The sequence below is a fragment of the Amphibacillus indicireducens genome (assembly GCF_039539605.1).
Classification (GTDB): Bacteria; Bacillota; Bacilli; order Bacillales; family Amphibacillaceae; genus Amphibacillus; species Amphibacillus indicireducens.
This window is the reverse complement of sequence record NZ_BAABDL010000119.1, coordinates 24757-36895: the sequence shown is the minus strand read 5'-3', so window position 1 is coordinate 36895 and position 12139 is coordinate 24757. Positions and strand designations below refer to the sequence as shown.

Below are 12139 nucleotides of genomic sequence, written 5' to 3'. Positions count from 1 at the left end.
AATAGTGATACAATTTACTGTATCAAAGCTTCTCAAACTTACCTTTCAGAAAGTAGCTGCAAAACTAACGTAATCAAGGTGAAAGAAATATCATTATTGTTGATAAAGTTAAACCAACGCCAAAGACATATCCAAGAAAACCTGGGACACCAAATCGTGAACCGCTAGCTAATTAAATTAATCCACGCAGTAAAATTTGCTGCGTGGATTTTGTTATTTTGTCGAAAAAAGTTTAATATCATATTTTTTATGATATTAAAGGAATTTGTGATAGAATAATAGAAGTATATAGTAGTCGATTTAATTTTAACAAAGTATGAATATTTTAAATTGTTTCACGTGAAACATTTTAAATTACTGATCGATTATTATTTGAAGAAAAGGTGGTGTTTATTATTTTACCTCCATTTAGTCGAATGTTCGGTATGGGTGACAAAGAAACAATTGAGTCGATCGAAGAGTTTAAACAGGACGAGGTTGTTCAGCTATCAATCAATCATATTTCACCAAATCGGTACCAACCAAGAACAATATTCAATCCTGAAAAAATTGATGAGCTTGCTCAGACGATACATACTCACGGAATGATTCAACCGATTGTTGTCCGTAAAGTTGTAGACGCAGATCAGGAATATGAAATAATTGCCGGTGAACGTCGTTACAGAGCGGTTAAACAGTTAGGTTGGACAGAGATTCCCGCGTTGATTCGTCAAATGAATGATAAGGAAACAGCTTCTGTTGCATTAATTGAAAACTTACAAAGAGAAGAATTGACAGTGATTGAGGAAGCAAGAGCTTATCAACAACTGATTGAAATTCATGAACTAACTCAAGAAGCATTAGCTCAAAGATTAGGGAAAAGTCAATCAACGATCGCTAATAAATTAAGATTATTAAAGCTTCCAGATCCAATTCAACAAGCAATTATGAATAAATCAATTACCGAACGACATGCTCGGGCATTAATTGTTTTAAAAGACGAAGCAAAACAAATTTTATTATTAAATGAAGTTATTGAAAAACAATTAAATGTAAAACAGACAGAAGAAAAAATCGCTAGACTACTATCAAATCAACCAAAGAAAAAGCGTCCTAGACTTAAAGGTTTTAATAAAGACATGCGAATTGCGATGAACACGATTCGGCAATCACTAAATATGGTTACTGATACAGGTGTTAAATTAGAGACAGAAGAAGAGGATTTAGAAGAATACTATCAAATTACAATAAAAATCCCTAAAAATAAGTAATGCTATCATAAATATTTTACAGAAAAAAAGAGTGATAACTGTGATAAATCAGCTATCACTCTTTTTTTATCTGAGTCTAACTAAGACAAATATCGACTATTTCAGAATATCCACTTATTAACCATGTATAATGTTTAAAAAAATGATAGAATAGAATTAAGAGTTTTTAAAATAGGTAGGTGACATAATGGGAAAAGTAATTGCCATAGCCAACCAAAAAGGTGGCGTAGGTAAAACAACATCGGCAGTTAACTTGAGTGCAGGATTAGCACACTTGGGTAACAAAACACTATTAGTTGATATTGATCCGCAGGGTAACGCAACTAGTGGGATTGGAATTAACAAAGCTGATATTGATCAGTGTATTTATAATGTTCTTATAGATGATTTAACAACAGCAGATGTAACTGTTTCAACAAATATTCCTAATTTAGACGTGATACCAGCAACGATTCAATTAGCTGGAGCTGAAATAGAGTTAGTGCCAACAATATCTAGAGAAATCAGACTTAAAAAAGCATTAGAGTCATCAGTTGATCAATATGACTATATTATCATTGATTGTCCACCTTCACTCGGGTTGCTTACACTTAATTCATTAACAGCAGCAGATAGTGTAATTATCCCCGTTCAATGTGAATATTACGCACTAGAAGGCTTAAGTCAATTATTAAACACTGTTCGGTTAGTACAAAAACATCTTAATAAGCAATTAAAAATTGAGGGTGTATTACTGACAATGCTCGATGCTCGCACTAACTTAGGATTACAAGTTATTGAAGAAGTTAAAAAGTATTTTCAAGATAAAGTTTATAACTCGATCATTCCTAGAAATGTTCGGTTAGGAGAGGCACCAAGTCATGGTCAACCAATCATTACGTATGATCCAAAGTCAAAAGGTGCAGAAGTGTATCTTGAATTAGCAAAGGAAGTGATGGTCAGTGGCGAGAGGGTTAGGTAAAGGTATAAATGCTTTTTTCCCTGAATTAGAAGAATTAGATGAAAAATCTAATGAAATCATTGAGCTAGACATTTCTGAATTAAGACCAAATCCTTATCAACCGAGAAAAACATTTCAAGTTGAAGCGATTGAAGATTTAAAAAACTCAATTTTAGAGTATGGCATTATTCAGCCTTTACTTGTACGAAAGACAATCAAAGGTTATGAAATCATTGCAGGAGAGCGCCGTTACCGAGGTGCGAAAGAAGCAAATTTAGCAACGGTTCCTGTCATTATTAAAGAATTGAACGACCAAAAAATGATGGAACTCGCTCTACTTGAAAATTTACAACGTGAAAATTTAACCCCGATTGAGGAAGCGCAAGCCTATGTTAATTTGATGGAATCATATCAATTGACTCAAGAGGAGTTGTCTAAAAAACTTGGCAAGAGCCGGCCACACATAGCGAATCATATAAGATTACTTCAATTACCTGAGCAAGTAACAGCGATGATCAACAATGGTGAATTGTCAATGGGGCATGGGAGAGCATTACTGAGTTTAAAAAATAAGCAAGTACTCACTGAAGTTGTCAAAAGAATTAGCAAAGAAAAATTAAATGTCAGACAAGTAGAAACGCTTGTTCAGCAATTAAATGAGCCGCAACCGAAAGTAAGCAAAGAAAAAGTTAAAAAGGACGTTTTTATTGCAGAATATGAAAATCGCTTAAGAGATCATTTTGGTACGGGAGTTAAAATCCATCAAGGAAAAAATAAAGGAAAAATAGAAATCGAATTTTATAATAATGATGATTTAAATCGGATTATTGACTTATTTAATCATTAAAAGTTTAAACCAAACTGGACACTTCATTTCTTACAAGAGAGTTAGATGGAGTGTCCAGTTTTAATTTGTTTCACGTGAAACAATATTAAAATATTAACTAGACTGGTTGATCATTTATTGAGATATTTGTTTGGATTCAGTCAATAAGTATTCAGAATAGGATAATGCACGTGAAATCACTTTAGCTTGCTGTGTAACAAGGTGTAGACGTGTGTTTTGAAGAGTTAAATACCCCATTGAAGAACTAACATTAACAATCCCAGTTATATTAAGATCACCAACCTCTGGTAGTTTCTTATTCATTGCTAAACCTGGTTTCAAAGGTCCAGTGCTAGCAGTAATTTTACCAATTGATTGACTCCGACCTAGACATGCATCAATTGCAATAATGAATCGATTCTTGTGTTTTTGCTTAATGTCATCCAGTTGAGAGACCAAATTTAAAGCATGAATTGGTTTTTCTAATGTACCATAGACAAAAAAACGAGAATGACTTCTTTTTGTTAATAGCGAACCGACAATTGGTCCAAGGGCATCACCTGTTGAACGATCAGACCCAATACAAAGAACGATAAGTTCTGCTACTAGATCTGGTAATGATTGATAAATGAAACGCCCAATTTTTTGCTCAACGAATAGCTCCCGATAGTTCAAGCTCAATTTATTCATTTGATGATAAGTTGGACTAGATAATTTCATAGTTTGCTGACCTCCAACATATTTTTATTAGTATACGATTGAAGATTTGTTTCTATACGTGAAAATGGAGGTTCACAAATGAAAAAAATATTACAATTAAGTTTTTTAATATTAGGGATTGTTATCGGTGCAGGTTATGCATCAGGCAGAGAAATATGGTTGTTTTTTGGTGCGAATGGTGGACGAGCTATTTCATTATTTACAGTGTTATTTGGTGTGTGTTGTTATAGTATTCTTGATATTTCATCTAAAAAACAAACAAATCACTACCAGCAAATATTAGCAACGATTGTCAACGATAAGCTTACTTGGCTATATGATCTGTTAATGTTTGTCTATTTAATTTTAACAATTGTGATTATGATAGCCGGTAGTGGAGCGGCCTTAGAGGTCTACCAATTACCAAGCTGGATAGGAATTAGTTTAATTGCGATTATGATGGTTTGGGCATTTAGCTTTTCTCTTGATCAAGTAATAGAAATTAATACGATTTTATTGCCGGTTCTCTTAATCACGTTACTAGCGATATTAATGATCTTTATTAAGCGCGAACCATCAATTGAGCATGTCTCGATGTCTAAGATGAATTACTTTAAAGCAATATCATTTACTTCAGTAAATTTATTGCCGATTATCTCCGTCGTTGGAGCAATAGGGAATAAGATAAAAACAAAAAAAGAAGTGATCTATACTGCTTTAATTTCTACAGTAATATTAGCGGGTCTATCATATATTTACAATTATAGTTTGACATTAATTCATGCAGAAATAGATTTATTTGAAATGCCGATTTACGGTATACTCATTCGATTTCCGAGTTTTGTCTTGTTATTTGTAACAATTATTATATGGGTTGCTATCTTTTCGACTGCATTAGGAGCCTTGCTTGGTTTAATCACCAGGATTAAAAACAACTACAATATCAGCCAAATTAAGGTCGCGCTGATTTTAACGCTATTGCTAGTGCCGTTTTCATTAACAGGCTTTCAATTTTTAATTGAACTGATCTATCCGATCTATGGTTTACTCAATTTATATTTATTATTGAAGTTAATTTTGTATCCAATTAAAGACTGTAGAGTAGAAAAGTGATATGATTAGTATAGAAATTTGCAAGAGAGGTTGAGCTAAATTGAATAAAGATTACCAATTACATGATCATGTTGAAATGAAAAAACCGCATCCTTGTGGAACGAATCAGTGGCAAATTATCCGTATGGGGATGGATATTCGAATAAAATGTCAAGGTTGTGATCATAGTGTTTTAATACCGCGAAGGAAGTTTGAAAAAGGCTTAAAGAAAGTCGTTAAATCAAGTGACTAAAGTGAACAGTAGAAAATGTTTCACGTGAAACATTTTCTTAAACAAGCTAAAAATATCGACTGTTTACGGAGTATACGTTGAAAAACAAGTTATCTGACAGTTAAAACCGCATGAAATTGAAAATATGATAAACTTGAGTTTTATTAGAATGAAAACTATAATGGAACAGAAGTAACGTTATAGTAACGGGTATATGATTAAGGAGTGGAATTTAGTATGGCATTGACAGCAGGAATAGTAGGCCTACCAAACGTCGGAAAATCAACATTATTTAATGCGATTACACAAGCAGGCGCAGAGGCAGCTAACTACCCGTTTTGTACAATTGATCCAAACGTTGGGATTGTAGAGGTACCAGACCACCGTTTGAATAAATTAACAGAACTAGTTAAACCGAAAAAAACGGTTCCAACAGCTTTTGAGTTTACAGATATTGCAGGTATTGTTAAAGGAGCCAGCAAAGGAGAGGGGTTAGGAAACCAATTTCTCTCTAACATTCGTCAAGTAGATGCAATTTGTCATGTTGTTCGTTGTTTTGAAGATGAGAACATTACACACGTTTCAGGAAAAGTTGATCCGATTTCAGATATCGAGACGATTAATCTCGAGTTGATTTTAGCAGATTTAGAAACGATATCTAAACGACTTGATCGTGTTGAAAAATTATCACGACAAAAAGATAAAGAGGCAATGTATGAGTTTGAAATTTTGTCTAAGTTGAATGAAGCTTTTGAAATTGAACGTCCAGCACGTTCTGTTGAGTTTACAGAAGATCAACTAAAGTATGTCAAAGGCTTGCATCTATTGACGCAAAAACCAGTCCTTTACGTAACAAACGTGTCAGAGGATGGGATCCAAGATGCGGATCAAAATCCATATGTCCAAAAAGTAAGAGAGTTTGCAGAAAAAGAAGCAGCAGAAGTAGTTGTCATTAGTGCAAAAGTTGAATCAGAAATAGCTGAACTTGATGGCGAAGAGAAGCAAATGTTCTTAGAGGAACTAGGCATTCCTGAATCTGGTTTAGATCAATTAATTCGAGCAACATATCAATTATTAGGTTTAGCAACTTATTTTACAGCTGGTGAACAAGAAGTAAGAGCATGGACATTTAAAAAAGGGACAAAGGCACCACGAGCAGCAGGAATTATTCATACAGACTTTGAAAGGGGCTTCATCCGAGCGGAAACTGTCTCTTATGATGACCTTTTAGATGCTGGTTCGATGACTGTTGCTAGAGAACGTGGCAGAGTCCGATTAGAAGGAAAAGAATATATCGTAAAAGATGGCGATGTCATTCATTTCCGCTTTAACGTATAAAAACTTATTTTAACTTGGTACTTGCTAAAACAGTAAAGTTTTGATATAATTTTTGATTGTGAGTAATGAAAGTAGTTACTCCTTGCTCTTTGATCAATCAAAGAGCCGCTAAGACCAAAAGGAGGTGTAGACGGATGACAAAATATGAAATTATGTACATCATCCGCCCAAACATTGAAGATGAGGCTAAAACAAACGTTATAGAACGTTTTAACTCAATTCTTACTGATAATGGCGCGGAAATCGAAAAAGTTGATGAAAAAGGCAAGAAACGTTTTGCATATGAAATCAATGATTTTCGTGATGGTTATTATGTTGTGATTAACTTCAAGTCAGATGATCGAGCAATTAACGAATTTGATCGTTTAGCTAAATTCTCTGATGATATTCTTCGTCACTTAATCGTTCGTGAAGAAGACTAATAATTAGGAGGGGTTCTCATGTTAAATCGTGTCGTATTAGTTGGCAGATTAACGAAGGATCCAGACTTACGCTATACTGCAAATGGTACTGCAGTAGCTAACTTTACCGTAGCGGTAAACAGACCTTTTTCTAACCAACAAGGAGATCGAGAAGCAGATTTTATTAACTGTGTCATTTGGAGAAAGCCAGCAGAAAGTTTAGCAAACTACATGAGTAAGGGTAGTCTTATTGGTGTAGATGGCCGAATCCAAACAAGATCTTATGATGGACAAGATGGAAAAAGAGTCTATGTTACAGAAGTTGTCGCTGATACTGTTCAATTTTTGGAAAGTCGAAATAGTAACAGAGGAGCTTCGGCAGGTAGTGGCGGACAAGGGTCTGGAAATTATCAAAATGAACAAAGCCAGAACCAACAGCAAATGCCAAGTCAGAATGAGTCAAATCAGCAACGTAATGTAAGTGAAAGCTTAGAACCAATTGATATATCAGATGATGATCTACCATTTTAAGAAGTAAAGGAGTGTTTTAGATGGCACCTCGTCGAGGAGGACGCTCAAGACGTCGTAAAGTATGCTATTTCACAGCAAATGGCATTACACATATTGATTATAAAGACGTTGATCTATTAAGAAAGTTCGTTTCAGAGCGCGGTAAAATTTTACCACGTCGTGTAACAGGAACTTCAGCAAAATATCAACGTAAATTAACAAGAGCAATCAAACGTGCTCGTCAAATGGCATTATTACCATTTGTAGCTGAATAAGATAATAATATAAAACCTATCTTTCTTATGTCCGATAATTTTTATCGAATACATTAGAGATAGGTTTTTTTATTTTACAGTAATTAATTTTAGCTGAAAAACTTTTAAAAACAGGTTTAGAATAAGTTTAAAAAGGAATATTTAAAAATACTGTAGTGGTGATTTGATTTTAAATTTTAAGGAGGTTATTGAAGTGGGACTTAATATAATGAGAAAAAAAGAAGGTGTTTACAATGAAGGACGTAAAGAAAGGACGGAAAATCGACCGATTGAAATAGCGAACGTTCCAGAACGACTCATTTTTCCACTTAATATGCACATTGGCGCTCCAGCTAAACCAACCATCAAGATAGGTGATCAGGTAAAAATAGGTACACTCATTGCAGAGAAAGATGGATTTATTTCCGCAAATGTCTATTCATCTGTTTCAGGTGAAGTCATTGATATATCTGATCAACCAACAGTAAAAGGAACAGCTCCATGTATTACAATCAAAAATGATTATCAAGATTATCGAGAACCACCTTTTTTAAAAGAAGAGGAGCAACTGTCGATTAATCAAATGAAAGAGTTGATTGAAAGTGCTGGAATTGTTGGAATGGGAGGAGCAACGTTTCCAACCTCTGTTAAACTCTCGCCACCAGATAATAAACGGATTGATACGCTGATCATCAATGGGGCTGAATGTGAGCCTTACTCAACCGCAGACCACCGCTTAATGGTCGAGTATGCCGAAGAGTTGATTGAAGGTATACGAATTTTAGTTGATATTCTATCTGTGAACACTGTTTATATTGCTTTAGAAAGTGATACCCATGATAGTGTAGAAAAAATGAAAAAAATTATTGACCAAGAAGACCATATTGATATTGTCGAGTTAGAAACAATTTACCCCCAAGGATCTGAAAAAAACCTAATTAAAAAATTGACCAATCGCGAAGTTCCCGCTGGAGGACTACCTGCAGATGTACATACAGTTGTTGTAAACGTTGCGACAGCTTTAGCCGTTCATGAAGCCATTCATTTAAGACAACCTTCAATTGACAGAATCACAACTGTTTCAGGCGAGCCTATCAAAGAACCAAAAAACTTAAAAGTTAGAATTGGTACTCCAATTAACGACTTGATCAAAGAGTGTAACGGTTTTCGTTCAAAACCAGGAAAAGTGATCCATGGCGGTCCAATGATGGGTACCGCAATAAAATCAGGTAGAATCCCTGTGACAAAAGGGACATCCGTGATTACCTTTTTAGAAAAAGCTGAAACTGTCCGTTCAGAAAGAACTCCATGTATTCAATGTGCTGAATGTTTAAACGTTTGTCCGGTTAGTTTACAACCTATCTTAATTAGTCAAGCTTATGAAAATGGTGATATTGATGAGGCTGAAAGATTAGGTGCAATGGACTGTATTGATTGCGGGAACTGTTCATATATTTGTCCCGCAAAAATCCCATTATTGGATAATATCCGAGCTGCAAAACAAGAAATCCGAGCACGTCAGGAGGACTAATGATGGATAATAATCAGTTTGAATCAGAGGATTTAGTGATCTCTCCATCACCACATCTATTTTCAAAGCGAACATCCGCTTGGATCATGCAGCAAGTCATTATTGCACTTTTATTTCCGACAATAGCAGCGACTTACTTTTTTGGTTGGCGCGTTATTTTAATGATTGCCGTTGGGATCGGGTCAAGTGTTTTATTTGAATATATTTATCAAAAATTAAGCAGTAAAGAAATAACGATTTCTGATTATAGTGCGGCGGTGACAGGAATGTTGATTGGACTTAGCTTACCTGTCACTGCACCACTATGGTCAGTTGTTGTAGGTAGCGCTTTTGCGATTCTACTTGTGAAACAGTTGCCTGGTGGAATTGGTAGGAATGCATTTAACCCGGCTGTCGCTGCCCGTGTAATGTTAAAAGTCTTTTTTACACCGTGGATTACGAATTGGGTGACTCCTGAACCTGATGTTATCTCAACAGCAACACCATTAGAGTCTATTGGTCACTTTACTAGAACCGTTCCAGAAGAAGTACCTGGACTTTGGGATTTATTTTTAGGAATAGGACTTGGTGGGAATGTTGGTGAAACATCTAAATTAGCAATCTTAATCGGTTTAATATATTTGGTTATCAGAGGGATCATCAATCTAAAAATCCCGTTATTATATGTTTTAACAGTTGCAATCATTACTTCCGTATATGGCGACTTTAGTTTTAATTATATGATGACACACGTGCTAAGTGGTACATTACTATTTGGAGCAACCTACATGGCAACAGATTATAGTTCAGGAGCACTAACACCAGATGGGAAAACAGTCTTTGCAATTGGTTGTGGGATTTTAACGGCAGTGATCCGAATTGTCTTTGACTTCCCTGGAGGCGTTGGCTTCGCTATTTTAATCATGAATGGACTTGCGCCTATGATTGACAAACACCTAGCACCGAGAATATATGGTCACAAAAAAAGACCACAACAAGAACAAAGCTAAAAGAGTTGTTAAACATGAAGCTCACGATTAAAATAATACGTGAGCTTTATTTTTGTTTGAAAATAATATTGACATTTTATTTATACGTGCTAACATATAGTAAAAATTCTAAATAATTAGATAATAATTAAAAAACAAGGACGAAGACATATTAATTGGAGCTACTTTTTAGAGAGCTGATGGTTGGTGCAAATCAGTATTTAGATCAATTGATTCCACTTCTGAGTTGTTAAGCCGAACTAAACAAGTAAGCTTAACCGTTTATGGACGTTACCCAGAAAACCAATTAAGAATTGATTGTTTAACAATCAATAAAATTAGGGTGGCACCGCGGAGATCTGACTTTAACTTTTCGCCCCTTACGAATGAACGTAATGGGTGGAAAGTTTTTTAATTTTTAAAAGAAAGGGGTAAAGCATAGCTGTTTGTTGTTCATAAGTTCAATCTAATAAATCATAACAATAAGGGGAATGATCAAATGACTTATCGAGTATTAATTAGTGATCCACTGAGTGAAGATGGAATTTACCCACTAAGAGAAGCAGATAATTTAGAAATTGACATTATCACAGATTTAACACCAGAACAATTAGTAGAGAAAATTGCTGATTATGATGCACTACTTGTTCGTAGTCAAACAAAAGTGACGAAAGAAATTATCGATGCAGCTAAAAACTTAAAGATTATTGGTCGAGCAGGTGTCGGGGTCGATAATATTGATCTGAAAGCTGCAACTGAAAATGGTGTCATTGTTGTTAATGCACCTGACGGAAATACGAACTCAGCAGCTGAACACACCATTGCGATGTTAACTGCATTAGCTAGAAAGATCCCACAAGCATATTACGCATTAAAAAATAAAAAGTGGGACCGTAAGACATATGTTGGTGTTGAATTAAAAGGAAAAACTTTAGGTGTCATTGGTCTAGGTCGCATTGGGCGAGAAGTTGCTTTAAGAGCTAAAGGGCAGCGAATGAATGTGATTGCCTATGATCCATTTTTAACAGCTGAAAAAGCTGAACAGATGGGTGTTAGCCAGGGAACTGTAGAAGAGGTTGTTCAAGCTGCAGATTTTATTACGATTCATACACCATTATTAAAAGAAACGAAAAATCTTATTAATAAAGCGATGTTTGAAAAAATGAAGCCAGGCGTACAATTAATTAACGTTGCTCGCGGTGGAATTATTAATGAGGAAGATCTATACGAAGCAATTGTTGCTGGAAAGGTTGCAGGAGCTGCACTTGATGTGTTCGAGGTTGAGCCAGCAACAGACAATAAGTTGTTAGACTTACCAGAAGTAATTGCAACGCCACACTTAGGAGCAAGTACGATTGAGGCACAAGAAAGTGTGGCCGTTGATGTCAGTCATGATGTTGTCCGCTTATTAAGTGGAGTACCAGTTAAGAACCCAGTTAACATGCCGGCAGTACCAAAAGATATTATGAAAAAAATTGAACCTTATTTTTACTTAGCTGAAAAACTCGGTCGGTTCTTAACAAACTTGTCTGATGAAGTGATTAAAGAAATTAATATTTCATATTCAGGTGAACTGCATAATCTTGAAGTAGCACCGATCACTCGTAATACTGTCAAAGGCTTATTGAAACCACATTACGGTGAGCGAATTAATGATGTCAATGCAGCTTATTTAGCTGAACAGCAAGGGATTGTCATTAATGAAAACAAGACAAGCGATGGAAAAGATTATACCAATTTAATTAAAGTTGAAATTGTCACAGATACTGAAGCAAAAGCTGTTTCAGGAACGTTATTAAAAGGCTTTGGTCCACGAATTGTTCAGGTTGAAGATTACCGAGTTGATCTTGTTCCAGAAGGTCATCTAATCTATATTCATCATGAAGATCAACCAGGTGCGATCGGTCGAGTTGGGACTCAATTAGCGAAAAAGGATATTAATATTGCAACGATGCAAGTTGGTCGAAAAGATGTTGGTGGCGCTGCAATTATGCTATTAACCGTTGATGCAGAAGTAACCGATCAAGATTTACAAGTATTACTTGATTTGGAGGACATCTATAAAGTCAGCGCAGTGGAGTTATAAAACGAAAACAGC

General features: G+C 35.3%; 13 protein-coding genes, 1 pseudogene and 1 other annotated feature. Of the genes and pseudogenes, 13 read left to right on the top strand and 1 reads right to left on the bottom strand.

Annotation, left to right across the window (positions count from 1 at the left end):
* Positions 1 to 74 precede the first annotated feature (74 nt).
* From ABD814_RS11125 to ABD814_RS11110, 4 genes and pseudogenes are all read left to right on the top strand, one after another.
* Positions 75 to 176 (top strand): annotated as a pseudogene (locus ABD814_RS11125) (16S rRNA (guanine(527)-N(7))-methyltransferase RsmG); the annotation flags it as partial.
* Between the two features lie 219 nt (positions 177 to 395).
* Positions 396 to 1250: a nucleoid occlusion protein gene (gene noc / locus ABD814_RS11120; protein ID WP_344913148.1), complete on the top strand. Its 855-nt coding sequence runs from the start codon at positions 396 to 398 to the stop codon at positions 1248 to 1250.
* Positions 1251 to 1437: 187 nt separating this feature from the next.
* Entirely contained in the window at positions 1438 to 2211 is a 774-nt protein-coding gene (locus tag ABD814_RS11115; RefSeq protein ID WP_344913146.1) for a ParA family protein, read from the top strand.
* Positions 2192 to 3037, top strand: coding sequence for a ParB/RepB/Spo0J family partition protein (locus ABD814_RS11110; protein WP_344913144.1), 846 nt, complete (start codon positions 2192 to 2194; stop codon positions 3035 to 3037). Before ABD814_RS11115 ends, ABD814_RS11110 begins: the two co-directional genes overlap by 20 nt.
* 114 nt (positions 3038 to 3151) lie before the next feature.
* On the opposite strand, the gene yyaC is transcribed toward ABD814_RS11110, so the two are convergent.
* Positions 3152 to 3736, bottom strand: coding sequence for a spore protease YyaC (gene yyaC, locus ABD814_RS11105; RefSeq protein WP_344913142.1), 585 nt, complete (start codon positions 3734 to 3736; stop codon positions 3152 to 3154).
* A gap of 78 nt (positions 3737 to 3814) precedes the next feature.
* On the opposite strand from yyaC, the gene ABD814_RS11100 reads away from it, so the two are divergent.
* The 9 genes from ABD814_RS11100 to serA all read left to right on the top strand — a co-directional run bounded on the left by ABD814_RS11100 (position 3815) and on the right by serA (position 12127).
* Positions 3815 to 4828, top strand: coding sequence for a hypothetical protein (locus ABD814_RS11100; RefSeq protein WP_344913140.1), 1014 nt, complete (start codon positions 3815 to 3817; stop codon positions 4826 to 4828).
* Between the two features lie 40 nt (positions 4829 to 4868).
* A complete protein-coding gene (locus tag ABD814_RS11095) occupies positions 4869 to 5060 on the top strand; it encodes a DUF951 domain-containing protein (RefSeq protein ID WP_344913138.1) in 192 nt (63 codons plus the stop codon).
* 216 nt (positions 5061 to 5276) lie between these two features.
* Complete coding sequence (ychF, locus tag ABD814_RS11090) at positions 5277 to 6377, top strand: redox-regulated ATPase YchF (protein WP_344913136.1); 1101 nt, start codon at positions 5277 to 5279, stop codon at positions 6375 to 6377.
* 134 nt (positions 6378 to 6511) lie between these two features.
* Positions 6512 to 6799, top strand: coding sequence for a 30S ribosomal protein S6 (gene rpsF / locus ABD814_RS11085; protein ID WP_344913134.1), 288 nt, complete (start codon positions 6512 to 6514; stop codon positions 6797 to 6799).
* A gap of 18 nt (positions 6800 to 6817) precedes the next feature.
* Positions 6818 to 7309 carry a single-stranded DNA-binding protein gene (gene ssb, locus ABD814_RS11080; protein ID WP_344913133.1) on the top strand — a complete coding sequence of 164 codons (492 nt, stop codon included), beginning with the start codon at positions 6818 to 6820 and terminating at the stop codon, positions 7307 to 7309.
* Between the two features lie 20 nt (positions 7310 to 7329).
* A complete protein-coding gene (gene rpsR, locus ABD814_RS11075; protein WP_344913132.1) occupies positions 7330 to 7563 on the top strand; it encodes a 30S ribosomal protein S18 in 234 nt (77 codons plus the stop codon).
* A 193-nt stretch (positions 7564 to 7756) separates the two neighbouring features.
* A complete protein-coding gene (gene rsxC / locus ABD814_RS11070) occupies positions 7757 to 9073 on the top strand; it encodes an electron transport complex subunit RsxC (RefSeq protein ID WP_344913130.1) in 1317 nt (438 codons plus the stop codon).
* 2 nt (positions 9074 to 9075) lie between these two features.
* Positions 9076 to 10062, top strand: a complete 987-nt coding sequence (locus ABD814_RS11065; protein ID WP_344913128.1) for an RnfABCDGE type electron transport complex subunit D — start codon at positions 9076 to 9078, stop codon at positions 10060 to 10062.
* Between the two features lie 128 nt (positions 10063 to 10190).
* Positions 10191 to 10425, top strand: a binding site (T-box leader).
* Positions 10426 to 10540: 115 nt separating this feature from the next.
* The gene (gene serA, locus ABD814_RS11060) at positions 10541 to 12127 is read left to right on the top strand and encodes a phosphoglycerate dehydrogenase (protein ID WP_344913126.1); all 1587 of its coding nucleotides are present in this window, start codon (positions 10541 to 10543) and stop codon (positions 12125 to 12127) included.
* Positions 12128 to 12139: the final 12 nt, after the last annotated feature.